The organism is Spongisporangium articulatum (assembly GCF_044465595.1).
GTDB classification, from domain to species: domain Bacteria; phylum Actinomycetota; class Actinomycetes; order Actinomycetales; family Kineosporiaceae; genus Spongisporangium; species Spongisporangium articulatum.
Genome location: NZ_JBITLV010000004.1, coordinates 148710 through 174507, shown reverse-complemented (window position 1 = coordinate 174507; position 25798 = coordinate 148710). Strand labels below are relative to the sequence as shown.

The window sequence follows — 25798 nt, the reverse complement described above, 5'->3', positions numbered from 1 at the left end:
CCTTACTATCTCGACCGTGCGAATCCAGAAGGTCACCCTCCCGCTGGCCGGTGTCGCGTTGATCGCGGCCGTGGCCGGTTGCGCCCCCACCGACTCCGCGTCGGACGCCGCGACCCCCTCCGCCTCGCTGTCCTGCTCCCCCGCGGACCTGAAGACGAAGACCGCGAACACGCTGACGGTCGGCACCGACAAGCCGGCGTACCCGCCGTGGTTCGTGGACGACAAGCCCAGCAACGGCAAGGGCCTGGAGTCGGCGGTGGCCTACGCGGTCGCCAAGCAGCTCGGCTACACCCAGGACCAGGTGAAGTGGGTGACCGCGAGCTTCAACTCCGTCATCCAGCCCGGCGCGAAGAGCTTCGACGTCGACATCAACCAGTTCTCGATCACCGACGAGCGCAAGAAGGCCGTCGACTTCAGCTCCGGCTACTACGACGTCACGCAGGCCGTGATCACCACCAAGGGCAGCGAGGCCGACGGCGTCACCACGCTGGCCGGGCTGCAGGCCCTGAAGCTGGGCGCCCAGGTGGGCACCACGAGCTACAAGGCGATCACCGACCAGATCAAGCCGACGCAGACGCCCGCCGTCTTCGACGACAACGACAAGGCCAAGCTGGCGCTGAAGAACGGCCAGGTCGACGCCCTCGTGGTGGACCTGCCGACCGGCCTGTACATCACCGCCGCCGAGCTCGACGACGGCCTGGTGGTCGGGCAGCTGGAGAACACCACGGGCACGCCCGAGCAGTTCGGCATGGTCCTGGAGAAGGGTTCGTCGCTGACCCCGTGCGTCTCCCAGGCCGTCGACACGCTGCGCAGCAACGGCACCCTCGCGCAGCTGGCCGACACGTGGCTCGCCCAGGGCGCCGGCGCGCCCGTCCTGAAGTAACACCGGTGAGCGGGTCAGGCCCGACGGCGTCCGGCAGTACAAGCAGCTGGACGCCGTCGGCCCGGCAGGTCGAGCGGCTCGCCTACCGCCGGGCGCAGGCCCGGCGTTCGGTGCTGATCGCCGTCGTCAGCACGGTCGTGATCCTCGGCGGGCTCGTGGCCGGGGTGGTCAGCTCGCCGGGCTGGGAGCGCACCCGGGACACGTTCTTCAACTGGGGCGTGGCCCGGGACTCGTTCGGCGACGTGTTGCGCGGGTTCTGGATCAACGTCGAGGTCTTCACGGTCAGCGCCGTCTGCATGCTGACGTTCGGCCTGCTGCTGGCCCTGGCCCGGACGTTGAAGGGCCCGGTCTTCACGCCGCTGCGGATCGTCGCGACGGTCTACGTCGACGTGTTCCGCGGGCTGCCGCTGATCCTGGTGCTGCTGCTGGTCGGCTTCGGGGTGCCCGGGCTGCGGCTGCAGGGCGTGACGAACAACCCGACGGTGCTCGGCGGCCTGGCCCTGGTGCTGACCTACTCGGCCTACTGCTCCGAGGTGTTCCGCGCCGGCATCGAGTCGGTGCACCCCTCCCAACGCGCGGCGGCCCGCTCGCTCGGGCTGTCGTCGTCGGCCACCATGCGGTTCGTCGTGCTGCCGCAGGCGGTGCGCAACGTCGTCCCGCCGCTGCTGAACGACATCGTCGCGCTGACCAAGGACTCGGGGCTCATCTCGATCCTCGGGGCGGCGATCGACTCGGTGCGCGCAGCCCAGATCGCCACCGCCGAGACCTACAACTTCACCCCCTACGTGGTGGCCGGCGTGCTGTTCCTGGCCCTGACGATCCCGCTGACCCGGTTCACCGACGCCTACTCGAAGCGGCGCGGGTTCCTCCCGATGGGCGGCCACCTCTGATGGCTCTGCTGAAGGTCACCGGGTTACGGAAGTCCTACGGGGACAACGTCATTCTCGACGGCTTGGACCTGGACGTCGACGCGCACAAGTGCGTGGTGCTGATCGGGGCGTCGGGGTCGGGGAAGTCGACGCTGCTGCGCTGCGTGGACCTGCTGGAGGTCGTCGACGACGGCACGATCGAGCTGGACGGCGAGGACATCACCGACCCGCGGGTCGACGCCGACGCGGTGCGGTCGCGGATGGGCATCGTCTTCCAGTCGTTCAACCTCTTCCCGCACCTGAGCGTCCTCGACAACGTGACGCTGGCCCCGCGGAAGGTGCACGGCGTGGCCCGCGCCGAGGCCGAGGAGAAGGCGCTGGCCATGCTCGAGCGCGTCGGCCTCAAGCACCGCGCGTCCGCCCACCCCGACCAGTTGTCCGGCGGGCAGCAGCAGCGGGTGGCCATCGCCCGGTCGCTGGTCAACGACCCGAAGCTGATGCTCTTCGACGAGGTGACCTCGGCGCTCGACCCGGAGTTGGTCGGCGAGGTGCTGGCCATGCTGCAGGACCTCAAGTCCGAGGGCATGACCATGGTGATCGCGACGCACGAGATGGGTTTCGCCCGGCGGGCGGCCGACGAGGTGTGCTTCCTGGACGGCGGGCGCGTGCTCGAGCGTGGGCCGGCGGCCACCGTGCTCGAGTCCCCACGGCAGGCGCGGACCCAGGCGTTCCTGAGCTCGCTCCACACGTGACGGGCGTGCTCACGTTCACTCTGCGTGTACGTGTGCTCCGTTCGATTTCACTCGCACGCGAGTAGCCGGATTCCGACCGCAGAGCCACGATGTGTGCATGCTTCGTGACGCGAAGCAACGGCTGGCGCCGGAACCGTCTGCACTCCGGCGTTGGGCGCTGCGACTAGGTGGAGGCGTGCTGCTCGGCGCGGGGATCTGCGCCGCAGCAGCCGCCACCGCCTGTGCCGCCAGCCCTTCGACCCCGGCCACGCTGAGCATCACGAAGAACGTCAGGGTGAGCGTCACCCCCGACCAACCCGACCGGGCCACGACCGAGGTCCCCAGGCTCCTGAGCACCATCACCGGCGAACCCAACCTCACCCTTCCGCGCGACCTCTCGGACCGGGTCGCATCGCCGATGCCTGCCCTCGCTCGCGGCCCGGTCGGGCTGCACCCGAGGCTCGACGGACCGTCCCTCGACCACCTCGCGCCGGCCGAGCTGCCCGGAGAACTGCCCGACCTGCTGCCCGGGCTGGCCGCGCGCGCCCTCCCCGCGCTCCTGATCGACGAGCCCCCACAGGGCCCTGCCGGAGCCGAAGTCGCGCTCCTGCAACGGGTTGCGTTGTCGCTGGTGCCCTCGGTACCCGCCGCACCCACCGGGCCCCGGCCGACCGGCCCCGTCCCGGCCCTGCCCGCCGGGACGGGGGCCGGCGCTGCCGACTCCCTCCACCTGCAGCTCGGCTGGGTGAGCGCGCCCAGCCTGGCGGGGCTCACGCCGTCCCCGCTGTGGTGGACGACGGCCGACCCGTCCGGCCTGCATCCCCGCGACCGCGCGGACGCGCCGCCCTTCACCCCCGACTGACCAGCTCTCGCACCTACAAGTCCGGCGTCCAGCAGACGGCGCACGCCAGAGCCCGTACTTGTTCGTTCGAAAGCTGTTCCAAGGGAAGTGAAAGCCATGCGTACCAACTCCATGCGCGCCGGCGGGGTCTCCCGCCGCGTACTCACCGCATCCGTCGCCGCGGGCACGCTGCTCGTGGCCGGGGCCGGGGCGGCCTCCGCGGCCGACGGCGGCCTGCACATCACCCTCGGTGGTGACAGTGGCCTGAAGGTCGACCTCGGTGGTTCGGCGGGCTCCGGCTCGTCGGGCGGTTCCACCGGCTCCGTGAAGGACCCGGTGAAGCAGGTGACCGACACGGTGAACGACACCGTCAACCGCGTCACCGGCGGCGCGAAGAGCACCACCGACACGGTGAAGAGGGCCACCGGCGGCGCCACGTCGACCGGCACGGGGGCGGGGGCCGGCGGGTCCGGGCACGTCGGCGGGCTGAAGGTCGACGTCGGGCTCGGTTCCGGGGCGACCGTCGCGGACGACCCGGCCGATGCCGGGCGGCACGGCATCCTGAAGGTGCTGTTGCCCAGCACGGCCAAAGTCGTGATCAGCTCGGCCGCCGACACGGCGGTACCGGGGGCCGGTGGATCGACCCCCGTCGCGCTGCCGATCGACCTCGGCGGGGTCGGTGGCGGGAGCGCCCCGATCGACCTGGGTGACCTGAGCAACGTGATCGACCTGGGCGGCGGGCTGGGCGACGGTCTGTCGCTCGGCGGGACGCCGTCCGGTGGCACCGACTCGGGCTCCGGACTCTCGCTGGGCACGATCGGTGACGGCCTGTCGCTGGGGAATCTGGGCGACGGTCTGACCCTCGGCGACACGGGTGACGGCCTCGGGGTCGGCGACCTCGTCGCCCTCGACGCGAACCTGGGCGACCTCAGCCCGGCGACCGTCGACGCGACGCTGCTCGACGGCGTCCACGCCTTCCTGTCCCTGAACCTCGGCGGCCTGCTCGGCGACTTGGGCGTCGAGGGTCCCGGCACGTCCGGCACCCCCGGCACGCCCGGGACCCCCGGCACGCCCGGCGGTAACGGCACCCCCGGCGGTAACGGGAACGGCAGCGGCGTGATCGGCGACCCGGCCACCGGTTCGGGTTCGGGCGTCGGGGTCGGTGCCGGCGTGAGCACCGGGTCGGGCTCGGGCTCGGGCGACAGTGCCCTGGCCCGGCTCTGTCGGGCCACCGGCCTGACCGAGTCCCCGCTGCGAGGCGGCGCCTCGGGCGGCGGGCTGCTCGGCCTGGTCGCGGTCGCGATGGGTGGTGCGGCGCTGGCCCTGATCAGCCGCCGGGCCAAGGAGATCGGCGCTCACTAGGGACTCCGGAGCGCCCCAGTAGATCCCGCGGGCGGTCGCCGGTCCACCGGGCCGGTGACCGCCCGCGACGCGTCTGCGAGCATGAGCGCATGGCCGACATCACGGTCCGGGAGAACCCGGCGGAGAACCGGTTCGAGATCACCGTCGACGGCGCCCTCGCCGGCTTCACGGCCTACGAGCTGCGGGGCGAGACGTACGCGCTGATGCACACCGAGATCGGGGAGGAGTTCGGCGGGCAGGGCCTCGGGTCGACGCTGATCCGCTCGACGCTCGACGACCTGCGCGGCCGGGGCAAGCAGGTGCTGCCCTACTGCCCGTTCGTGCGGAAGTTCATGGTGAAGAACCCCGACTACGCCGAGCTGGTGCCGCCCTCGCACCGGTCGATCTTCGGGCTGAAGGTGGCTTAGGGCTTCTCGGTGTAGAAGAGCGGCTTCAGGACCGGGTACCAGACGGCGGTCATCTTCACGTAGCCCGTGGCCGTCGGGTGCACGCCGTCGGGCGAGATGTCGGGGCTGCCGAACGAGAAGTTCCGCGCGTGCATGTTGGCCAGGTAGGCGTGCCGGCCGGCGTTGCGGTACTTCGTCACCAGGCCGGGGATCTTCTTGTCGTAGTCCTGGTACGGCTTGGTGTACCAGTTGCCGTCGGCGTCGGCCTCGGGCGTGGTGGTGGAGACGATCACCATCAGGTGCGGCTTCGTCCGGTACATGGTGGCGAGCAGGGTGTCGAGCCGCTGCGCGGTGGTCGCGCCGGTGGCCCCCTGCTCGATGTCGCTGGAACCGGTCTGCAGCAGAACGACGTCGGGCCGGTACGTCTTCAGCCAACCGGCCACGTCGTCGTTGAACTGGTCGGTGCGCCAGCCCGAGAACGCCTCCACGTCGTGGTCGCCCAGGCTCGAGGGCCCGTTGGAGACGGAACCGACGAAGTTCACCTTCAGGTGGTTGGCCTTGAGCTTCTTCCACAGCGTCACCCGGTAGGCGCCCGCGTAGTAGTTGCCCCACGTGATCGAGTCGCCCAGCGGCATCACCCGCAACGGCCGGGCCACCGGCGTGGGGCTGGGCGTGGGAGTCGCGCTCGCACTCGCACTCGGGGTGGTGCTCGGCGTCGCGCCGGCACCGGCGGTCGCGGCGACGTTCAGCGCGGGGGCGGTGGTGGACGTCGGGTCCGGGGCCGGGGTCGGGCTGCTCGGCGACCGGAGCGCGGCGGGCACCCAGCCGGTGCGGGCGTACGCGCTCAGCTCGACGCCCCCGCCGACGCCCAGCCCGACCATCAGCACGAGCACCAGGACGGTGCGCCGCAAAACCCGTGACCGCGGCGCCTTGGCATGCCGTCCCTGGCCCCGGTGCTCGTAGAAGTCCTCGTACCCCATCGTCAGTCCAGGGTATGGGTCCGATCGGCCGCTGTGACCAGAACGGGGTCATGGGTGGCGACGAGCACAGCGGCGCCCGCCCCCACGACCTCCCGCAGCACCTGCGTCACCAGCTCGGCCGAGCCCTCGTCCAGCTGGGACGTCGGCTCGTCCAGCACGAGGAGCCGCGCGCCGGGGCGGTCCAGGGCGACCAGCGCGCGGGCCAGGGCGACCCGCTGCCGCTCGCCGCCCGACAGCCCCGCCGCGGGCCGGCCGTCGAACCCGGCGACGCCGAGCCGCTCGAGCCAGCGCCCGGCGTCCGGGTCGAGTGGCAGCCCTCGGGCGGCCCGGGCCAGGTCGAGATTCCCGACCGGGTCGGCCGTGCCGGCCAGGTGGACCTGCTGCAGGACGACGCCGCACACCCGCCCGCGCAGCGCCGCCCGCTGCGCCCGGTCGAGCTCCTCGAGCGGGTGGCCGTCGAGTTCGACCGCGCCGGCGTCCGGGCGCTGCATCCCGAGCAGCACCCGCAGCAACGTGCTCTTCCCGGCCCCCGAGCGCCCGGTGAGCACCGTCAGCTCCCCGGCGTGCACGTCCAGATCCACGCCGTCCAGCACGGTGGTCCCCCCGTAGGCCACGCAGACCCCGGACAGCCGGGCCACCACCTCATTGGTCGTGATCATGGAATCTTCCAGTCTGGCGGGCTTCTCTGCCAGGGCAGCACCCGGCGGCGCAGACTGGAAGATTCCATGATCACGACCAACGGGGTGCAGGGTGATGCCGTCACCCGATGACGACACGTGCACGGCCTTGGCATCACCCCGCACCTCCGCCGGCAGCCGGAGCCAGCCGCGGTCGTCGACCACCAGCGCCTCGCGGGCGTCGGGGCCCGGCGTCCACGACTCGGAGATGCGCCCGTCCCGGATCCGGACCACCCGGTCCGCTATCCCGGCCGCCCGGTCGTCGTGGGTGACCAGCACCAGGGTGGCCCCGGCGTGCCGGACCGCCCGGTCCAGGAGCTCGTAGACCTCGTCGGCCGAGCGCAGGTCGAGCTGGCCGGTGGGCTCGTCGGCCAGGACCAGCGCGGGCCCGTGGGCCAGGGCCGCGCACACCGCGACCTTCTGCCGCTGCCCGCCCGACAGGGTCGCCGGGTCCCGGCCGGTCAGGTCGCCCAGCCCCAGCGACTCCAGCGCCTCGGCGGCGCGCGACCGGGCCGGCTGCGCGCCCACCCCGGTGACCCGCAGCTGCAGGGCCACGTTGGTCACCACGTCGAACTCGCGGCGCAGCAGCCGCCACGGGTCCTGGTCGACCTGCCCCAGCGACCGGGCCCGCCACCGGGCCAGGTCGGCGACCCCCGCCGTCGAGACGGCCAGCCCCGCGACCTCGGCCGTCCCGGCCGCCAGCCGCTGCTCACCGGCCAGGACCCGCAGCAGGGTCGTCTTCCCGGCACCGTTCGGGCCGTGCAGCACCAGCCGTTCCCCCGCCGGGACGTGCAGGCTCAGGCCGCGCAGCGCGGCCACCGCGTCACCGTCGGGCAGCGTGTGCAGGCAGAAGGCGTCGCGCACGTCCACGACCAGCTCGTGCCCCGACGCGTTCATCGGCCCGTCCCGGGCGGCACGGGCGACGGCTCCCGGAAGCTGCGCGCGGCCACGAGCACGGCTGAGGTCAGCGCCAGGGCGAGGGCCCCGACCAGGGCGACGGTCGCCGTCCCGAGCCCCGCCACCGGGGCCAACGGCGGCCGGGGCTGCCCGGCGCCCGCGGTGAGCGGCACGAGCCGGGCGGTCAGGCGGGTGAGCACGAGGGCCCCGAGCACGCCGACCGGCACCCCCAGCACCGTCACCGCCGCGGCCCGGGCCCACAGGCTGTGCCGCAGCACCGCGGGCGGCACGCCCTCGGTCTCCCAGGCGTAGAGCTCCCCGGCGTCCTCGTCGCGTTCGCCCGCGACCAGCAGCACCAGGGCGGCCAGCCCGACGAGGGCGGTCAGCCCGGCCGCGAGCAGGAGCAACCGGACGGCCCCCACGGCCACCGGGTCGGTGCGCAGGTCGCGCTCCACACCGACCGCCCGCTGCACCGAAAGCCCGCTCAGCAGAGCGGCATTCGAGGCTCCACCCGTCCCGGACACCCACAGCTCGTCGGGTTGCGCGGTCCCCGGCGACTGCTGGTCGAGCACGGTCGACAACGCGGCCAGGTCGGCCACCACGAACCGCCCGCCGTCGACGGTCGGGAACCGGGGCAGCACGGCGGCGATCCGGGCCTGCACGGGCTCCTGGTTGAGCGTCAGCGTGACCCGCCCGCCCACACCCCCGGCCCCGCGGGCGGTCACCGGGTCCGCCGCTACCGGCACCGGGGTGCCCGCCGTCGCGAGCCGCACGGTGCGGGCGGCCGCGATCGTGCCGACGGGGCCGTCCAGCCGGTAGTCCAGGCGTACCGCCTCACCGCCGTCGCGCACGGACAGCCCGTCACCGGTCCAGCCCGCCCACGGGTGGGTCAGCGGGGCGCCGTCCACGGACACCGACCCGAGCTCGATCCGGCCGGACAGCGCGGCCCGGGTCCGGATGTCCTCGGCGAGGCCGTGCTCGCGCAGCGTCTCGGTCTCGTTGTCGGGCGTGTAGGTCAGGGCGATGAGCCGCCAGCCGGCCCCCGAGGGCAGGACCGCCTCCTGGCGAGGCACTTTCGCCCCGCGCACGGCGCTCAACGGGAGCGAACGCTCGCGCCCGTCGTCCGCGCGCAGCACCGCACTGAGATCCATCACGGTGTCCTCGTCGGTGGCCACGGCCAGCGTGCGACCGGCGGGCAGGGCCAGGCCCGTCGCCGGCACGGATGTCGCCACGGCCCGTGCGACCGCTTCCGCCTCACCACCCCCGACGGTCGCCGACCAGCGCCGGACCTCCTCCAGCGCAGCCGGTTCCAGCCCGACGAACTGCACGACCTCGGAGCGTTGCGCCCCGCTGCGCAGGGACCCGGCGGTCCGAATCACCGGGCGGGCGAACCTCCCGCCGGCGGCCGCGGTCAGCTCGGCGGCCGATCCGGCGCCGAGCACCGAGGCGCCGGACGCGCCCGCGGCGAGGCGGACGTCGAGCGGGACGACGAACGCGGCCTGGTCGGCGGCCCCGCGTTGCAGCGTGGCCCGGTAGGAGATCGCGAACCCGGAGGCGCCGACCCCGGCGACCAGCAGAGCCGCCGTCGACGCGGCCAGCAGCGGGTGGGCCGAGACGCCGGCGACGCCCAGCCGCAGGCCGACCGCCCGGCGCGGCAGCAGGCGGTAGACCCCGCGGCCCACCCAGGGCCAGGCGCGGGCGGCGAGCAACGCGGCGGCCAACAGCACCAGCGACGGCAGCACCACCAGTAGCGGGTCGTCCGCACCGGCCGAACCGCGCGAGACGACCAGCACGACGGCGGCCACGGCCGCCGCGGCAACCACGCTGACCAGTCGCCAGGTGGCCCGCTCGTCGGTCCAGGCGGGGCGCGCGGCGGCGGGCCACAGGACCAGCGAGATCAGCGCCAGCGCAGCGAGTCCCAGCCCCCCGACGGTCGGCAGGGCCGCGCTCAGCGCGCCGTCGACGGTGCCCGCGACCGGCGGGCCGGCGACGCCCGCCGTCCCGGCGCTGACCGCCGCCCCCAGCACCAGCCCGGCCAGGGAGCCGGCCACGCAGACGAGCACGACCTCCCCCAGCGTGACCAGCCGCAGCGGCGTGGCGGCCAGCCCGCGGCGGCGCAGCGCGGCCGTGAACCGGACGTGGTCGGGGCGCAGCGCCGCGGCCCCGCACAGCGCGGCGCCCAGCAGCAGCACCGCGCAGCTGCCGGCCAGCAGCCCGAACCGCCCGGTCGAGGCGTCGGAGCGTGCGGCCGCCGCGGCGATCGCCGAGTCGGGGGCGGTCAGCGCCGCCCCGTACGGGGACAGCCGGTCCGCGGCCGCGACTTCGGCCGCCGTCCAGGCCGCCACACCCGAGCGCCGGAACTGGTCGCGGTCGAGCGGGCCGACCCAGCCGTAGGTGCGCTGGATCAGCTCCAGCGGCGCCACCCGGCTCACCGGCCCGACGCCGTCGGCCAGCAGCACCGTCGCCTTCGGGTCGAACGTCCCCGACAGCAGCAGCGGGTCGATGCGCACGGCCCGGCCGACGACGACCAGCCCCGAGTCGGCGTCCGGGTGCGGGTCCGTGCTGGGCGGGGCCGCCGGATCGGCCGGGACGGCGAGCACCTCGCACCGGGTCGGCGTGCAGCTGCGGGGCGGGCGGCCGGAGGTGAGCCGGACGGCGGTGCGCAGGTCCTGGGTCCCGGCCAGCACGAAGTCGGTGCCGTGGGTGTCGCCCAACCGGTGGTAGACGACCTGGCTGCGCAGGGGCGTCGCGTCGTCCACGAGGCCGGTCAGCTCGCGCCGCACGGCGGCGTCGACGCCGGCGAGCTCGGCGTCGGTGAGCAGGCCGGCCCGGCTGACCGTGACGCTGCGGTCGGCGAGCGGCAGGTCGTCGAGCGCCCGGCCCAGCGCGGCGTCGGCGGTGACCAGCGCCCCGGCCTGCAGGACGACGGGCAGCGCGGCGCCCAGCGCGAGCGCGGCGATGAGGACGGCGTGCCGCAGCCCCGCGGCCCGGCCCCGCGCCAGGATCAGCGCGGGAACGAGGGTCATGACCTGCACAGTAGGCGGTGACGGTGTTGGCTGGGTGTCTTGTCGCAACGCGAGGAGATGAGTTCCAATGCTGACGGATTCCGAGGCCTACAGCGGATTCGCCGTGAAGGACGTCGAGCAGGCGCGGCGGTTCTACGCCGAGACGCTCGGGCTGGGTGTGGCCGACGTCGAGGACGAGGCGATGCGGGGCTACCTGATGCGACTGCAGATCAAGGGCAGTCGTGACGTGCTGGTCTACGCGAAACCGGACCACGTGCCGGCCACTTTCACGATCCTGAACTTCCCGGTGCCGGACATCGATTCGGCGGTCGACGAGCTCGTCGGGCGGGGGGTGACGATGCTGCGTTACGACGGGTTCGACCAGGACGAGCGGGGCATCGCCGCGGCCGGGCCGCGGATCGCGTGGTTCACCGACCCGTCGGGCAACATCCTGTCGGTGGCGCAGGCCTAGTTCGGCCATAGTTCTGGGCATGGACCTGGCCGAGGCGGTGCGCGAGCTGTACGCGGGCGGCCAGGCCGACTTCGTGGCCCGCCGCGACGCGCTGGCCAAGGCGGCGAAGGCCGACGGCGACGCCGCGCTCGCCGCGACGGTGAAGAAGCTGCGCAAGCCGTCGGCCGGGGCGTGGCTGGCCAACATGCTGGCCCGGCACCGGCAGTCCGACCTGGAGGAGCTGCTCGCGCTCGGCGCGGCGATGCGGGCCGCGCAGGAGGAGCTGGACGGCGCCCGCCTGCGCACGCTGTCGGGTGAGCGTTCCGCCGTGGTCGCCTCGGTGCTCGGGGTGGCCCGGTCGCTGGCCGACCAGCTCGACCAGCCGGCCGGCGACGCGGCGCTGGGCGAGCTCGACCAGACATTGCGCGCGGCGCTGACCGACCCGGCCACCGCCGCCGCCGCGGTGAGCGGGCAACTGCTGCGCGGGTTGACGTCGGACGGGCTGGGGCCACCCGACCTGACCGGCGCGGTGGCCGACCCGGACTCGGTGCCCGAGGCGCCCGTCGTCCCACCACGGCGGTTCAAGGCCGTGCCGGATGAGCCGGGCGCGAGGCCGGCGCCCGCCCCGAAACCGAAGGCCGACACCGCGGCCCGGGACGCCCGCCGCGCCGCAGCGGCCGAGAAGGTCCGGGCCGCAGGGGCTCTCGTGGAGTCGCTGGACAGCGACCTGGCCGGGGCCCGCGCCGAGCTGGCCGACGTGACGCAGCGCTACGAGGAGCTGGCCGCCGAGCTGGCGCAGCTGCGTGACCGGGCCGCCCAGACCGAGCACGCGCTCGTCCGGGCCAAGCGCGACCTGCGGGCCGCCGAACGCGACGAGCGCCTCACCCGCTGACCTCGTCGACCCGAATCCTGCGTTTGCGCATGATCACCGAGGCCCCGCGGTGATCATGCGCAAACGCAGCAACTCCGCCGTGATCATGCACAAACGCATCATCGGTCGACGGCCAGCGACGCGTGCAGGGCCGCGAGGGCGGCCGTCGTCCGGGTCAGCTCCGCGTCGGTGACGACGCCGCGCAACCGGGCCGTCAGCTCGGCCTCGAAGACCCGGGTGGCCCGCATCAGCAACGCCGATCCAGACCGGGTCAGCGTGAGCAGCGACGAGCGCCGGTCGTCGGGGTTGGCCGCCCGCTCGGCCCAGCCGCGCTCGACCAGCCGGTCGACGGCCTTGCTCGTGGCCCCCACGGTGATGCCGACCTCGGTGGCCAGGTCGAGCACCCGGGTCGTACCGCGCCGGGCCACGATCTGCAGGAACTGCAGCTGCCCGAGCGACAGCCCGAAGTCGGCCTGCAGCCGGGCGTCGACCGCGTTGTAGAGCAGCGTCTCGGCCCGCACCAGCCTGATGAAGAACTCGCCCACGTCGGCCATCGAGAATTTTCCATTCCTGGGAATTAGATTCCTAAGAATCTACTTGAGCCGGCCATGAGTATCCAGCAGATCCAGGCCGTGGCGGACGCCCTGCGCTCCGCTCCCTACGACGCCGACGCCTCCGTGGGGCAGCAACGCGACATCTTCGAGCAGAGCTTGAGCCGGCCGGTGCCCGACGGCGTGGCCCTCACCGACACCACGCTCGGCAGCCGCCCCGCACTCGAGGTGGCGGTCGCGGCGAGCACCGGGCCCGCCGTCGTCCTGTACCTGCACGGCGGCGGCTACATGGTCGGCTCGGCCCGCACGGGCGCCACGCTGGCCTGGGAGCTGGCCGGGCGGGTGAACGGCAACGCCTACTCCCTCGACTACCGGCTCGCGCCCGAGCACCCGTTCCCCGCCGCGCTCGACGACGCGGTGGCCGCCTACCGCGACCTGCTGTCCCGTGGGCACCGGCCCGAGAATCTCGTGATCGCCGGCGATTCCGCCGGCGGCGGTCTGACCGTCGCCACGCTGCTGGCGCTGCGGGCGGCCGGCGACCCGCTGCCCGCGTCCGCCGTCGTGTTCTCGCCGTGGGTCGACCTGACCTTCACCGGCGACAGCATGGACACCAAGCACGGCGTCGACCCGCTGTTCACCCGCGACCGGATCGGCGCCTACGCGCCCGGCTACCTGGCCGGTCGCGACCCGGCCGAACCGCTGGTCAGCCCCGTGTTCGCCGACCTGGCCGGGCTGCCGCCGCTCCTGGTCCAGGTCGGCTCGGCCGAGGTGCTGCTGGACGACGCCACGCGCCTGACCGCGCGGGCCGCCGCCGGGGACGTCCGGGTCTCGCTGGAGGCGTGGCCGGGCCTGACCCACGTGTTCCAGGGCACGGCCCTGCCGCTGGACGAGGCGGGTGAGGCGCTGGACTCCGCGGGGCGCTTCCTGCGTGCTGCGTTTGCGCATGATCAGCGCGGTAATGCTGCGTTTGCGCATGATCACGAATAGGGCGTGGTGATCATGCGCAAACGCATCATCGGCGGGCCGCGCGGGCCACGGCGAGCAGGTCGGCGGCGGGTGAGCTGAGCGCCGTCCCGGCGTCCCACACGGCGAGCAGCCGTCGACGCAGGGCGAGGCCCACCACGCCGACCGCCCGCAACCGACCCGAGCTCACGTCGTCCTGCACCGCCAGCGAGCTGAGCACCGCCGGCCCGGCCCCCGCCAGCACCGCGCCGCGCACGGCCGCCGTCCCGGACAGTTCGAGGCTGGGCGCGACGGGCTCGGCGCCCGCCGCCTGCAGAGCGACCTCGAAGGCGCGCCGCGTCCCGGAACCGGCCTCGCGGGCGACCAGCGGGGTGGCCGCGAGTTCGGCGACGGTCACCGGCCGGCGGCGCCGCGCCCACGGGTGGCCCGGCGGGACGACGAGCACCAGCTGGTCGGCGCCGACCTGCTCCCAGCCCAGCCCGGGCGCGACCTGCGGGCCCTCGACGAAGCCGAGGTCCGCGCGTGCGGCGAGCACCTCCTCGGCGACCTCGTCCGAGTTCACCGCGCGCAGCCGCACGGCCAACCCCGGACCGCCGTCCGCCCGCGCCGCGTGCTGCAGCGTGACCAACCAGCGCGGCATCAGGTACTCGGCCACCGTCAGACTGGCCGCGACCCTCAGCTGCGCCGAGCGCGACCCGCGCAACGCCTCGAGGCTGGCGTCGAGGCCCGCGGCCAGCTCGGTCAGCTGCGCGGCCCAGTCGGCGACCAGGACGCCGGCGCTGGTCAGGCTGCTGCCGCGGCGGGACCGGGTCACCACCGGGACGCCGAGCAGCCCCTCGAGCCGACGGATGCGCAGGCTGGCCGCCTGCTGGGTCACGCCGTGCTCGCGGGCGGCCGCGCCGAGGCTGCCGGTGCGGGCCACGGACAGCAACAGGTCGAGCGAGATCAGGTCGGGCACCCGGGGTGACAGCGGCACGACCAGCAGTTTCTCACAAGCAGAGCTTGTGACCTCACCGTTCTGCGGGGACTAGCACGAGGCGCAGAATGGTTGCAGGCTTGTGAATGCATGGTCTCGGTCCCGAGGCAGGTCACGAGGAGAGAAGCAGCCGTGGGCACGGTCGAACAGGTGCACAGTGTCGTCATCCGGTTCGCGGGCGATTCCGGGGACGGGATGCAGTTGACCGGTGACCGGTTCACCGCGGAGACCGCCGGTCTGGGCAACGACCTCGCGACGCTCCCCAACTTCCCCGCGGAGATCCGCGCCCCCCAGGGCACGCTGCCCGGCGTCTCGTCGTTCCAGTTGCACTTCGCCGACCACGAGGTGCTGACCCCCGGCGACGCGCCCGACGTGCTCGTCGCGATGAACCCGGCGGCACTGAAGGCGAACCTGGGCGACCTGCCCCGCGGGAAGACGATCATCGTCAACACCGACGAGTTCACGAAGCGGAACCTGGCCAAGGTCGGGTACGCCGCCTCGCCGCTGGAGGACGACTCGCTCGACTCCTACCGGCTGCACCCGGTGCCGCTGACCTCGCTGACGGTCGAGGCCCTGCGCGAGTTCGACCTGACCCGCAAGGACGCCGAGCGGGCCAAGAACATGTTCGCCCTCGGCCTGCTCTCGTGGATGTACCACCGGCCGACCACCGGGACCGAACGGTTCCTGCAGGCCAAGTTCGGGAAGAAGCCGGAGATCCTGCGCGCCAACCTGGCCGCGCTGCGCGCCGGGTGGGCGTTCGGCGAGACGACCGAGGCCTTCGAGGCCTCGTACGAGGTGGCGCCGGCGGCGGCGGAGTCGGGGACCTACCGCAACGTCACCGGAAACATCGCGCTGTCCTACGGGCTGGTGGCCGCCGCGCACCGGGCCCAGCTGCCGCTCGTGCTGGGCTCGTACCCGATCACCCCGGCGTCCGACATCCTGCACACGCTGTCGGGGCTGAAGCGGTTCGGGGTCACCACCATTCAGGCGGAGGACGAGATCGCGGCCATCGGGGCGGCGCTCGGCGCCTCGTACGGCGGCGCGATCGGGGTGACCACCACGAGTGGTCCGGGCCTGGCGCTGAAGTCCGAGACCATCGGCCTGGCGGTCTCCCTGGAGCTGCCGTTGGTGATCGTCGACGTGCAGCGCGGGGGCCCGTCGACCGGGCTGCCCACCAAGACGGAGCAGTCCGACCTGCTGCAGGCGATGTTCGGGCGCAACGGCGAGTCGCCGGTGCCGATCGTCGCGCCGCGCTCCCCCGCCGACTGCTTCGACGCGGCACTCGAGGCCGTGCGCATCGCGACGGTCTACCGGACGCCCGTGCTGCTGCTGTCCGACGGCTACCTGGCCAACGGGTCGGAGCCGTGGAAGCTGCCGTCGGTCTCCGAACTGCCCCGGATCGACGTGCATTTCGCGCCCGCCGGCGGCGACGTGCCGTTCCGGCCCTACGAACGCGACCCCGACACCCTGGCCCGCCCGTGGGCGGTGCCGGGCACGCCGGGGCTGCAGCACCGCATCGGCGGCATCGAGAAGGCCGACGGTACGGGCGAGATCTCGTACGACCCGACCAACCACGACCGGATGGTCCGGCTGCGCCAGGCCAAGGTCGACGGCATCGACGCGGCGCCGCTGGAGGTCGACGACCCCTCGGGTGATGCGGAAGTGCTCGTGGTGGGCTGGGGTTCGACGTACGGGCCGATCGCGGCCGGCGCCCGGCTGGCCCGCGAGAACGGCGTGCGCGTGGCCACCGCCCACCTGCGGCACCTCAACCCGTTCCCCGCCAATACCGGTGAGGTGCTGCGCCGCTACCCGAAGGTGCTGGTGCCCGAGATGAACCTCGGCCAGCTGGCCCTGCTGCTGCGGGCCCGCTACCTGGTCGACGCGCGCGGCTACAACCAGGTGCGCGGCCTGCCCTTCAGCTCCGCCGAACTGGCCGACGCCATCGGCAAACTCGCCTCGTCCGAGGAGATCTGATGTCAGTCACCGTCCCCCCGCCGAAGGGGCTCGTCGGCGTTCCGCTGCTGGCCGACGACGCCGTGAAGCCCACGAAGAAGGACTTCACCTCCGACTCCGAGGTGCGCTGGTGCCCCGGCTGCGGCGACTACGCGATCCTCGCCGCCGTGCAGGGTTTCATGCCGGAGCTGGGGATCGCCCCCGAGAACGTCGTGTGCATCTCGGGTATCGGCTGCTCGTCGCGGTTCCCGTACTACCTCGACACCTACGGCCTGCACTCCATCCACGGCCGCGCCCCGGCCATCGCGACCGGCCTGGCCACGTCGCGCCCCGACCTCAACGTGTGGGTCGTGACGGGCGACGGGGATGCGCTCTCGATCGGCGGCAACCACCTGATCCACGCGCTGCGGCGCAACGTGAACCTGACGATCCTGCTGTTCAACAACCGGATCTACGGGCTCACCAAGGGCCAGTACTCGCCGACGTCCGAGCCCGGGAAGATCACCAAGTCGACCCCGGCCGGATCGCTCGACACCCCGTTCAACCCGGTGTCGCTGGCCCTGGGCGCCGAAGCCTCGTTCGTGGCGCGGACTCTCGACTCCGACCGCAAGCACCTCACCTCGGTGCTGCGGGCCGCCGTCAACCACCGGGGCGCGTCGCTCGTCGAGATCTACCAGAACTGCCCGATCTTCAACGACGGCGCCTTCGACGTGCTGAAGGACCGCGACGAGGCCACCGCGCGTCTCGTCCGGCTCGAGCACGGGCAGCCGATCCGGTTCGGGCCGGCCGGGGACGACGGCGAGCCGGTGCGCGGGATCGCCCGGACGGCGTCGGGCGGGCTCGAGGTCGTCGACGTCGCGTCCGTCGGGGTCGAGGGGTTGCTCGTGCACGACGCCGTCAACCCCGACCCGTCGGTGCAGTTCGCCCTGTCCCGGCTCGACGAGCCGACCATGGCCCACGTGCCCGTCGGGGTGTTCCGGTCCGTCGACCGGCCCACCTACGACGACCTGGCCCGGGAACAGGTCGAGTTCGCGGTGTCCGACGCCGGCGGTCGGGCGTCCGACGAGGATCTCGAGGCGCTGTTGTACGGCAAGGACACCTGGACGGTCTCTTCGTAGTTCCCCGGCGCACCAGCAGTTCCACCTGACACGATCGCGCGGTGTCCTTCGACCACCGCACCGCCCGGGACTGGGCGCACGGACTGCTGCCCTGGTGGGTGCCGAGCGGCGTGCTGATCGTGGCGTGGGGGTCGGTGCTGACCCTGTCGATCAGCACCGACGCGGTGGTCTGCACGGCCACGGACCCCTGCGGCCAGGACGACGTCTTCGGAGCCGCGATCAGCCTCGTCTTCCTGACGCCGGTGCTGCTCTGGTCGATGCCGCGGCTCGGCTGTCTAGCCGGGGTCGCGCTGGGCCTCTACGGCTTCGGGTTCGACTCGGCGCCGCCCGCCCGGATCCCGTGGGCCGGGTTCGCCCTCGCCTGCCTGGTGACGCTCCTCCTGCTGCACCAGGACGTCGTCCGGCGCCGGGGCCTGGCCGAACGCGCGGCCGGTGGGCGCACGGCCCGCGTGCCGCAGCTGCCGGGTGGGCACCGGTACGGCTGGCGGACGGCCGCCGCCGGGGGCCTGATGCTGGCCGGGCTGGCCTGTCTCACCGTCCTGCACGTGGTGGACGCCGCCGAGCAGCGGCACGTCGCCCGGGCCGTCGTGATCACGGCGACCGTCACCCGTAACCCGGCTCCCGACGACTCGTACGGGATCGAGCTGTCCGTCCCGGGGCAGACGAGGCACACGGTCGAGCCGTTCGACACGGCGCAGTACCCGGTCGGGACGTCGGTGCCGGTCCTGGTCGACCCGGCGGACCCGGGCTGGTTCCGCCTGGTCGCCGAACGGGCCGACAACAGCCTCTGGCTGACCGGCGCCGTGCTGGCCCTGCTGGCGGCCGGGCTGCTGTTCTGGCGCGACCGGTCGCTGGTCACCTGGGTGGGCGGGTGGCAGGAGCGGCCGGCCCTGATGGTCCTGGTCGACACCGACGGCACCACGGCGTACCTGCACGCGGTCGACGCCGGGCCCGGCGACCCGCCGTTCGCCGAGTTCGGGGTCGAATACCGGCAGCTGAGCCCGGCACCGATCCTGGTGGACGCCGGGTTGGCGCCGGGCACGCTGGTCGGTGACGTGACCACGGGCGGTGCGGTCGCCGTCCTGCTCGACGACGCCGTCCTGTTGCCGCGCACCGCGCTGCGCACCGTGCGCGACGCGCCGTGGTGGTGGGTGAGCAACTGGCCCGGCCTGCTCGACCGGCGGTACGGCGCCGAGGACGGAACGGGCCGGCACCGCCGTCCGGCCGGGTCGCCCGATCCCGGCGGGTCGGGGCCGCAGCGCCGTACCCAGGACGGGCCCCAGGTCGGCTGGGTCGTGCCCGCCGCCGAGCAGGTGCCCACCGCGCTCCCGATCGTCGTCCGCCCCGATCAGCCCTGGTGGTCGCCCCTGCTGCTGCCCGGCGTCCCGGTGGTGTCGACCGTCGCGGCGGCCTTCGCGCGCTGGGCCGGCGCCGACCCGATCACCTTGGCAGTCATCGGTTTCCAGCTGGCCTTCGGCGTCTACTACGGCTGGACCGTGCGGGTCAGCCGGCTGGTGCTCGACGCCGACGGCCTGCAGGTCGACGGTCCCGTGTTCTCCGACCGGGTGCCGTGGACGCAGATCAGCCAGCTGCGGGTCGACGACGACGAGATCATGGTGTTCCGCGACAGCGGTCGTCCCCTGAGCAGCGGCCCCTACGCCGACGTCGAGGCGGTCGCCGCGAGCGCCGAGGCGCTGCGGGCGGCGGCCGGCCCGGTGGACGACGACCCGTTCCGTTCGGTCGGGCGGGTGCCGGTGGACGAGGCCATCCGCGTGCTGCGGCCCGAAGCCCTGCTGGCCGTCCTGGTCCTGGCGCTCGGGGTGCTCGGAGGCATCGGCGCGTGGTCCGTGGTCGGATCACTCACCTGACTTCACAATCAGGTAAGCCTTACCTACACTGCTGCGGTGTCCAAGAAGGCGACCAAGGGCTTCAAAGCCGTCAAGGCGAAGCGCAAGTGCTGCAAGGACAAGCCTCGGTGCCAGGCCTGCCCCCTGGTGCTGAAGCGCTTGGCGGACGCCGACCTCGCCGTCCGGCTGGACCTGCGCCGTTACGAGGTGGCCAAGAAGGTCCCCAAGCCCGCGCTGGCCGCGGCCCGCACGCGCTGAAATCGGTACCGGTGGAGGGATTCGAACCCCCAACGCACAGGGTCTGAGCCTGTCGCCTCTGCCGATTGGGCTACACCGGCCTGTGGCGCGGTGTGAGCAGCCGTGCTCAACTGCGCGCTGTAGGCAGCGCGGTAAGTCGACGGCCGGTGCAGGTCATGCGCAGGACCGTAGCCGCCGGACATCACGGCTCGCCAACCGTTTCCCGGGCCGTCTCCAGTGGCCCGCTGGTCGCGGCGTCCACAGGGCGCTCGTCCACAGCGGGCCGTTGGGCCCACTCGGTACTCGCGTCATCCTTCGGTTCATGGAACCCCGGACCCGAGCCCAGTTGCGCGCGGCCGGCTTGAGCGACAGCGCCATCGACAGGCGCCTTCGGTCCGGCGTGTTGAGCGCGACCCATCGCGGCGTGCTCACGGCAGCCGAACCGGGCACCGTCGCTGTCGTGCAGGCGGCCCGGCTCGCACACCCCGGTCGCGACCTGGTCGCCTCCCACCTCACCGCGGCGCGCCTCCACAAGCTGCCGAAACCCCTGACCGGTTGGGGACCACCGACCTTCACCAGCAACCGCCGTCCGGTCGTCGTCCGTCCGGACCTTCACATTCACGTCGCCGAACTGCCGGACGGCGCCGTGATCGGCAGCACGGTACGTCTGACCGGGACGGCCCGCACGGTCGTGGACTGCCTGCGATCCCTGGAACCACGGGACGGTCTGGCCATCGCTGATGCCGCCCTGCATCGAGGGCTGGTGACCAGGCAGCAACTCCTGGGGGTGGCCGCTACGCAACGACGATGGCCGGGTGTCGCCAGGGCCCGCCTGCTGCTGCAACTGGCCGACGGGCGCCGCGAGTCCCCCTTCGAGTCCTGGTCGGCCTGGGCGTTCGAGCAGGTGGGCGTCCCAGGGCCCGAGTGGCAGGTGGTGGTCCGCGACCCCGACGGCCGTTTCATCGGGCGGGGCGATGCCTGGTGGGCGGGGGTGATCGGCGAGGCGGACGGCAAGTCGAAGTACAGGCTGGCGGCTGCCGAACGTGGCGGCGCGAACCCCGACTCCCTGTTCAAGGTGCTCGACTCCGAGCGTCGACGGGAGCGGAACATGCGCGACGTCGGCATCGACGTCGTCCGGTGGGGCGCGGTGGACGTGCTCGACCTCGTCCGGGCCGAAGCCCTCGGTCGCCGCATCGAGGTCGCCTGCCGTCGGGCCGCCGAGATGGGGCCGTACATCGCCGTCGTCTCGCTGCGCTGACGACCTTGCTCGCACCTTGTCTCGCGTGGCGTCGCTTTCCCGGCCTACCGGAGGCACCAAGACGACGCTAGGAGAGACAAGGTGCGAGCAGAGTCAGGCGGGGAGGGGTTCGACCACCTCGGCCGCCCGCGCCGCCCGACCGCTGGCCCGGGCCGTGCGCAGGGTGTCGGCGGTCAGCAGCACCAGCGCCGCCCACACGAGACCGAAGCCCAGCCACCGGGACAACGGCATGTGCTCGCCGAGCACCGTGACGCCGCAGAGGAACTGCAGCGTCGGCGTGACGTACTGCAGAAGTCCCAGCGTGGTCAGCGGCACCCGCGACGCCGAGGCGGCGAACAGCAGCAGCGGGGCGATCGTCACGAGGCCCGTCGAGACCAGCAGCAGTCCCTGCCACGGCGGGTCGGACGTGAACGTCTGCGAACCGTTCACCGACAGAACGACCAGGCCGACCAGCGCCAACGGCGTCAGCGTCAGCGTCTCGGTGGTCAGCCCGACCAGCGCGCTCACCTGGCCGCCGACCCGGTTCTTGATCAACCCGTAGGCCCCGAACGAGAAGGCCAGGATCAGCGCGATGTACGGCAGCCGCCCGTAGTCGACGGTGAGCACCGCCACCGCCACCGAGCCCACCACGACGGCCGCCCACTGCAGCCGGCGCAGCCGCTCGCGCAGCACCAGCACGCCGAGGGCGACGGTGATCAGCGGGTTGATGAAGTAGCCGAGGGCGGCCTCGATGACCTGCCCCGAGTTCACTGCGTAGATGTAGACGCCCCAGTTCACGGCGAGCACGGCGGCGGCGGCCCCCAGCGTCGCCACCCGCCGCGGCTGCGCCAGGACGGCGGTCAGCTCGCGCCGGTGCCTCAGCGCCACCACGAGCACCAGGCAGGCCAGCACCGACCAGACCACCCGGTGCAGCAGGACCTCGAAGGCGCTGGAGTCCTCGAGCAGCCGGAAGTACAGCGGGAAGGCACCCCACAGGAAGTACGCCCCGAAGCCGTACAGGACGCCCTTCGAATTCATCCCACCACTGTATCGAGCGGAGGCCCGGTCGCCCCGGCCGCGAACCCTTCGGGAGCAAGGCCAATCGACAATCAGTGGCCCTCAGGCGGCCCGACCGTGCCCGAGCCGTTCCTCGCAGGCCTGGCGCAGCGCGGCCAGGTCGACCCCGGCGTCGACGAGGATGCGCACGCCCAGTCCCTCGCCCTCGCGCAGCAGCCCGAGCAGCAGGTGCCCGGAACCGATCTCCCCGTCACCGAGCCGGAGCGCCTCGCGCAGCGCCAGTTCCAGCACCTTCTTGGCCCGCGGGACGAACCGGCCGACCGGCGGCTCCACCGGCGTGCGGCGGAACCAGCCCCGGCGAGGTTTCGGACGCTCGAGCGCGGCCGGGCCGAAGGTCTCCTCGATCCGGGCCAGGACCGCGTCCAGATCGATGCCCACAGAACGCAACGCCTCGGCGTCCTGCGCGTCCAGCAGGGGCCGGGGCGAGGGGACGAGCCGTTCGATCGCGGCCCGCACGGCGGCGGCGTCGAGACCGGGGGCGAACTCCCGCACGGCGGTGCCGCCCGGCCCGGGGTCGGCGGTCAGCGCGAGCAGCAGGTGCTCGGTGCCGACCGGTCGCTGCTGGTCGGTCGCCGCCTGCCGCGCACCGACGACGGCCTCGCGGGCGCCGGACGTGAATCGCTCGAGCATGTCAGCCCTCCTGAGGTGGCATGGTCGCCGAGTACTTCTTGTGCACGGCCTGCTTGGTGACGTCGAGCGCGGCCGCGATCTCCTGCCAGGACCAGCCCTGGTGGCGGGCGTTCTCGACCTGCAGCCGTTCCAGCTGCTCGGCCAGCCGCCGCAATGCCAGGGCCGCCCGGAGCCCGACCCGGGGGTCGGCACTGCCGGCGGCGGTCGCCAGTTCGGTCGCCTGCGTCATGCTGTCAACCATAGTTGACGCACAGCCCAGCGTCAATAAAGGTTGACGACGTGGCATGGTGCGGCGGTACGCCCCAGAATGCCTCCATGGCAGCGCCGTACGGGACACCGGAGGAGTCAGCGGGCGACGACCTGCGGGGGCGAGCCCTGCAGCGGCTCAAGCGCAAGCAGGCCTTCTACCGCCAGCTCACGACCTACCTGATCGTCAACGCGTTCCTGTGGGTGATCTGGGTGATCAGCGGCCTGAACGGCGGCAGCTGGTTCCCGTGGCCGATCTTCCCGCTGCTCGGCTGGGGCCTCGGACTGGCCTTCCAGGCCCGCAGCGTGTTCGGCCGGGACGGGTTCACCGAAGCCGAGATCCAGGCCGAGATGCGCCGCCTCTCGGGCGACTAGACCGGCGGCTCAGCGGGTGCGGTCGACGACCAGGCCGGCGAAGGCCCGCAACGCCTCCGTGGCCTTCCCGGACGGCAGGTCGTCGAGCGCCTCGACGGCCTCGCGCGCCCAGCGCAACGCCTCCTGACGGGCCTGCTCCATCGCCGGGTGGGCCCGCAGCGCGGCGACGGCGGCGGCCAGCGCCTCGTCGGTGGACAGGTCACCGTCCAGCAGCTCGACCACGGCCGCGGCCTGGGCGTCACCGGCCTCGGCGGCCCGCCGGACCAGCAGGCCCGGCATGGTGGGCACGCCCTCGCGCAGGTCGGTGCCCGACGTCTTGCCCGAGTCGGTGCTGGTCAGGTCGATGACGTCGTCGGCCAGCTGGAACGCGACGCCGACCTTCTCGCCGTACGTGACCAGCACGTCGATGACGTGCGGCGGGCAACCCGCGAACATCGCCCCCAGCCGGGCCGACGCGGCGATCAGCGAACCCGTCTTGTCGGCCAGCACCTGGATGTAGTGCTCGACCGGGTCCTCCCCCGGAGCCGGGCCGACCGTCTCGTGGAACTGCCCGATGCACAGCCGCTCGAACGTGCGGGCCTGGATCTGCACCGCGTCGGGGCCGAGGTTGGCGACCACCCGCGACGCGCGGGCGAAGAGCAGGTCGCCGGTCAGGATGGCGACCGTGTTGCCGTACACCTCGTGCGCGGCCGGCACACCCCGCCGCAGCGGCGCCGAGTCCATCACGTCGTCGTGGTACAGCGAGGCCAGGTGGGTCAGCTCGCAGACCACCGCGGCGTCCACGATCTCCGGCCGGGTGGGGTCGCCGAGCTGGGCGGCGATCAACGCGAGCATCGGCCGGACCCGCTTGCCACCGGCCTCGACGAGATGCCGGGACGCGTCGTCCGCCAACTGGTCCTGGTGCCGGACGGCCTCCCGCAGGCGTACCTCGACGGCCTCCAGGCCGGTCTGCACCGAGCGGGCGAGCTCGGCGTCGGCGACGGGGAGGTCGAGGACCGCGGCGACAGGCGACGTCACAGCCCCCACCGTACTTGAGGCCACCCGGGCGGTGGGCAGGGCCTCAAGGCAGGAAGACGGAGGCGTTCTGCGCCAGGTGCAGCCCCCACGTCGGCATGACGCCGAGCACGATCGTGGCGACCGCACCGATGCCCACGGCCAGCACCGTCAACGCGCCGGGCGCCACCACGACGGTCGTGCCCTCGACGTCGGGCTCCGGGTCGGAGAAGTACATGAGCACCAGGACGCGGACGTAGAAGAACACCGCGATGGCGCTGGCCAGCACGCCGAACCCGACGAGCCAGGCGCCCCAGGGCGCGCTGTCCAGGGCGGCCGAGAAGACCGCGTACTTCCCGGTGAAGCCGCTGGTCAGCGGGATGCCCGCGAAGGCCAGCAGGAACAGCGTGAAGAGGCCGGCCAGCAGCGGGCTCTGCTTGCCGAGCCCGGCCCACTGGGACAGGTGCGTGGCCTCGCCACCGACGCCGCCGTCGCGGGTCGCGTTGCGGACCAGCCCGACCAGGGTGAACGCGCCGATCGTGGTGAAGCCGTAGGCGGCCAGGTAGAACAGCACCCCGCTGACGCCCGCCTTGTCCATGGAGATGAGCCCGGCGAGGATGAAGCCCGCGTGCGCGATGGAGCTGTAGGCCAGCATGCGCTTCACGTCGGCCTGCACGATCGCGACGATCGAACCGATCAGCATGGTCGCGACCGCGACCACCCACAGGGCGGGCTGCCAGTCCCAGCGCGCGTCCGGGACGGCGACGTAGGCGATCCGCAGCAGCGCACCGAACGCGGCGACCTTGGTGCAGGCGGCCATGAAGCCGGTGACCGGCGTCGGGGCGCCCTGGTAGACGTCCGGCGTCCAGGCCTGGAACGGGAACGCGCTGACCTTGAACAACAGGCCCACGGCCAGCAGCCCGATGCCGAGCAACAGCAGGCCGTCCCGGCCGACCACGGCCCCGGCGGTGCTGTCGCCGGACTGCACCGAGATGGCCGAGGCGATGCCGGACAGCTTCACGGTGCCCGCGAAGCCGTAGATCATCGCGCTGCCGAACAGGAAGAACGCCGAGGAGAACGAGCCGAGCAGGAAGTACTTCATCGACGCCTCCTGCGAGAGCAGGCGCCGGCGGCGGGCCAGGCCGCACATGATGTACAGCGGCAGCGAGAAGACCTCGAGCGCGACGAACATGGTCAGCAGGTCGCCCGACGCGGGGAACAGCAGCATGCCGCCGACCGAGAGCAGCAGCAGCGGGTAGACCTCGCTCTGGACCAGGTTGAGCCGGCCGGCCGCGGCCTCCTCCGGGGACCCGGGGACGGCGGACGCCTGGGCGGTGAGGGCGCCCGAGTCGCCGGCGGTCTGCTCGGCCATGGTCAGCACGGCCAGCAGCGACAGCACCAGGATCGTGCCCTGCAGGAACAGCGCGGGCGGGTCGATGACGACGGTGCCCGACGCGGTCGAGACGCTCTTGCCGTCGACGCCCAGCAGGATCACCGAGACCAGCGCGGCGGCCAGGCCCACCACGGTGACGACGACCTGGCTGATGAACCGCTGGGCGCGGGTCACGAACGCCTCGACGAGCACGCCGACCAGGCCGGCGCCGAAGACGATCAGCATCGGCAGGACGGCGGCGTAGTCGAT

At 73.2% G+C, this 25798-nt stretch carries 25 protein-coding genes and 1 tRNA gene; 15 read left to right on the top strand and 11 right to left on the bottom strand.

Annotated elements, in window-relative coordinates; translation table 11 throughout:
* The first annotated feature begins 16 nt into the window (after window positions 1-16).
* The 6 genes from ACIB24_RS13330 (at window position 17) to ACIB24_RS13305 (ending at window position 5093) form a co-directional block, all read left to right on the top strand.
* The gene (locus ACIB24_RS13330; RefSeq protein WP_398280904.1) at window positions 17-883 is read left to right on the top strand and encodes an ABC transporter substrate-binding protein; all 867 of its coding nucleotides are present in this window, start codon (window positions 17-19) and stop codon (window positions 881-883) included.
* A gap of 5 nt (window positions 884-888) precedes the next feature.
* Window positions 889-1773 (top strand): amino acid ABC transporter permease, encoded by an 885-nt coding sequence (locus ACIB24_RS13325; RefSeq protein WP_398280901.1) that lies wholly within the window; start codon window positions 889-891, stop codon window positions 1771-1773.
* The gene (locus tag ACIB24_RS13320; protein WP_398280898.1) at window positions 1773-2504 is read left to right on the top strand and encodes an amino acid ABC transporter ATP-binding protein; all 732 of its coding nucleotides are present in this window, start codon (window positions 1773-1775) and stop codon (window positions 2502-2504) included. Before ACIB24_RS13325 ends, ACIB24_RS13320 begins: the two co-directional genes overlap by 1 nt.
* 97 nt (window positions 2505-2601) lie before the next feature.
* Window positions 2602-3345 (top strand): hypothetical protein, encoded by a 744-nt coding sequence (locus ACIB24_RS13315; protein ID WP_398280895.1) that lies wholly within the window; start codon window positions 2602-2604, stop codon window positions 3343-3345.
* A 96-nt stretch (window positions 3346-3441) separates the two neighbouring features.
* Window positions 3442-4686, top strand: a complete 1245-nt coding sequence (locus ACIB24_RS13310) for a hypothetical protein (protein WP_398280892.1) — start codon at window positions 3442-3444, stop codon at window positions 4684-4686.
* Window positions 4687-4775: 89 nt separating this feature from the next.
* Window positions 4776-5093, top strand: coding sequence for a GNAT family N-acetyltransferase (locus tag ACIB24_RS13305; RefSeq protein WP_398280889.1), 318 nt, complete (start codon window positions 4776-4778; stop codon window positions 5091-5093).
* On the opposite strand, the gene ACIB24_RS13300 is transcribed toward ACIB24_RS13305, so the two are convergent.
* The 3 genes from ACIB24_RS13300 to ACIB24_RS13290 are packed head-to-tail and all read right to left on the bottom strand — an operon-like array spanning window position 5090 to window position 10652.
* Window positions 5090-6052 (bottom strand): SGNH/GDSL hydrolase family protein, encoded by a 963-nt coding sequence (locus tag ACIB24_RS13300; protein WP_398280886.1) that lies wholly within the window; start codon window positions 6050-6052, stop codon window positions 5090-5092. The genes ACIB24_RS13305 and ACIB24_RS13300 overlap by 4 nt on opposite strands.
* 2 nt (window positions 6053-6054) lie before the next feature.
* Window positions 6055-7626 carry an ABC transporter ATP-binding protein gene (locus ACIB24_RS13295; protein ID WP_398280883.1) on the bottom strand — a complete coding sequence of 524 codons (1572 nt, stop codon included), beginning with the start codon at window positions 7624-7626 and terminating at the stop codon, window positions 6055-6057.
* Entirely contained in the window at window positions 7623-10652 is a 3030-nt protein-coding gene (locus ACIB24_RS13290; protein ID WP_398280880.1) for a hypothetical protein, read from the bottom strand. The genes ACIB24_RS13295 and ACIB24_RS13290 overlap by 4 nt, the downstream gene beginning before the upstream one ends.
* Window positions 10653-10719: 67 nt before the next feature.
* Here ACIB24_RS13290 and ACIB24_RS13285 point away from each other — a divergent pair, with 67 nt between their 5' ends.
* Window positions 10720-11103, top strand: a complete 384-nt coding sequence (locus tag ACIB24_RS13285) for a VOC family protein (RefSeq protein WP_398280878.1) — start codon at window positions 10720-10722, stop codon at window positions 11101-11103.
* A gap of 19 nt (window positions 11104-11122) precedes the next feature.
* The gene (locus ACIB24_RS13280; RefSeq protein WP_398280875.1) at window positions 11123-11974 is read left to right on the top strand and encodes a hypothetical protein; all 852 of its coding nucleotides are present in this window, start codon (window positions 11123-11125) and stop codon (window positions 11972-11974) included.
* Between the two features lie 98 nt (window positions 11975-12072).
* Here ACIB24_RS13280 and ACIB24_RS13275 read toward each other — a convergent pair whose 3' ends face one another.
* Window positions 12073-12507 (bottom strand): MarR family winged helix-turn-helix transcriptional regulator, encoded by a 435-nt coding sequence (locus tag ACIB24_RS13275; protein ID WP_398280872.1) that lies wholly within the window; start codon window positions 12505-12507, stop codon window positions 12073-12075.
* Between the two features lie 54 nt (window positions 12508-12561).
* Between ACIB24_RS13275 and ACIB24_RS13270 the strand changes: the two genes are divergently transcribed.
* Complete coding sequence (locus ACIB24_RS13270; RefSeq protein ID WP_398280869.1) at window positions 12562-13491, top strand: alpha/beta hydrolase; 930 nt, start codon at window positions 12562-12564, stop codon at window positions 13489-13491.
* Between the two features lie 25 nt (window positions 13492-13516).
* Here ACIB24_RS13270 and ACIB24_RS13265 read toward each other — a convergent pair whose 3' ends face one another.
* Window positions 13517-14443: a LysR family transcriptional regulator gene (locus tag ACIB24_RS13265; protein ID WP_398280866.1), complete on the bottom strand. Its 927-nt coding sequence runs from the start codon at window positions 14441-14443 to the stop codon at window positions 13517-13519.
* A gap of 90 nt (window positions 14444-14533) precedes the next feature.
* Here ACIB24_RS13265 and ACIB24_RS13260 point away from each other — a divergent pair, with 90 nt between their 5' ends.
* The 4 genes from ACIB24_RS13260 to ACIB24_RS13245 are packed head-to-tail and all read left to right on the top strand — an operon-like array spanning window position 14534 to window position 19619.
* On the top strand, window positions 14534-16417 hold the full coding sequence (locus tag ACIB24_RS13260; RefSeq protein WP_398280863.1) for a 2-oxoacid:acceptor oxidoreductase subunit alpha: 1884 nt from the start codon (window positions 14534-14536) through the stop codon (window positions 16415-16417).
* Window positions 16417-17514 (top strand): 2-oxoacid:ferredoxin oxidoreductase subunit beta, encoded by a 1098-nt coding sequence (locus ACIB24_RS13255; RefSeq protein ID WP_398280860.1) that lies wholly within the window; start codon window positions 16417-16419, stop codon window positions 17512-17514. The genes ACIB24_RS13260 and ACIB24_RS13255 overlap by 1 nt, the downstream gene beginning before the upstream one ends.
* A gap of 41 nt (window positions 17515-17555) precedes the next feature.
* Window positions 17556-19382: a DUF3592 domain-containing protein gene (locus ACIB24_RS13250; protein ID WP_398280857.1), complete on the top strand. Its 1827-nt coding sequence runs from the start codon at window positions 17556-17558 to the stop codon at window positions 19380-19382.
* A gap of 36 nt (window positions 19383-19418) precedes the next feature.
* Complete coding sequence (locus ACIB24_RS13245; protein WP_398280854.1) at window positions 19419-19619, top strand: hypothetical protein; 201 nt, start codon at window positions 19419-19421, stop codon at window positions 19617-19619.
* 6 nt (window positions 19620-19625) lie between these two features.
* Here the strand turns inward: ACIB24_RS13245 and ACIB24_RS13240 are convergent.
* A tRNA-Leu gene (locus ACIB24_RS13240) sits at window positions 19626-19699 on the bottom strand.
* A 323-nt stretch (window positions 19700-20022) separates the two neighbouring features.
* Between ACIB24_RS13240 and ACIB24_RS13235 the strand changes: the two genes are divergently transcribed.
* Complete coding sequence (locus tag ACIB24_RS13235; protein ID WP_398280851.1) at window positions 20023-20856, top strand: hypothetical protein; 834 nt, start codon at window positions 20023-20025, stop codon at window positions 20854-20856.
* A gap of 93 nt (window positions 20857-20949) precedes the next feature.
* Here the strand turns inward: ACIB24_RS13235 and rarD are convergent, their stop codons facing one another.
* The 3 genes from rarD to ACIB24_RS13220 form a co-directional block, all read right to left on the bottom strand.
* Window positions 20950-21873, bottom strand: coding sequence for an EamA family transporter RarD (rarD, locus tag ACIB24_RS13230; protein WP_398280848.1), 924 nt, complete (start codon window positions 21871-21873; stop codon window positions 20950-20952).
* Between the two features lie 81 nt (window positions 21874-21954).
* Window positions 21955-22542 carry a Clp protease N-terminal domain-containing protein gene (locus ACIB24_RS13225; protein ID WP_398280845.1) on the bottom strand — a complete coding sequence of 196 codons (588 nt, stop codon included), beginning with the start codon at window positions 22540-22542 and terminating at the stop codon, window positions 21955-21957.
* 1 nt (window position 22543) lies between these two features.
* Complete coding sequence (locus tag ACIB24_RS13220) at window positions 22544-22771, bottom strand: hypothetical protein (RefSeq protein ID WP_398280842.1); 228 nt, start codon at window positions 22769-22771, stop codon at window positions 22544-22546.
* A gap of 86 nt (window positions 22772-22857) precedes the next feature.
* Here ACIB24_RS13220 and ACIB24_RS13215 point away from each other — a divergent pair, with 86 nt between their 5' ends.
* A complete protein-coding gene (locus ACIB24_RS13215) occupies window positions 22858-23163 on the top strand; it encodes a 2TM domain-containing protein (RefSeq protein ID WP_398280839.1) in 306 nt (101 codons plus the stop codon).
* Between the two features lie 9 nt (window positions 23164-23172).
* Here ACIB24_RS13215 and ACIB24_RS13210 read toward each other — a convergent pair whose 3' ends face one another.
* Both ACIB24_RS13210 and nuoN read right to left on the bottom strand, forming a co-directional pair.
* Window positions 23173-24180: a polyprenyl synthetase family protein gene (locus tag ACIB24_RS13210; protein WP_398280836.1), complete on the bottom strand. Its 1008-nt coding sequence runs from the start codon at window positions 24178-24180 to the stop codon at window positions 23173-23175.
* A 43-nt stretch (window positions 24181-24223) separates the two neighbouring features.
* Complete coding sequence (nuoN, locus tag ACIB24_RS13205; RefSeq protein WP_398281884.1) at window positions 24224-25774, bottom strand: NADH-quinone oxidoreductase subunit NuoN; 1551 nt, start codon at window positions 25772-25774, stop codon at window positions 24224-24226.
* Window positions 25775-25798 lie beyond the last annotated feature (24 nt).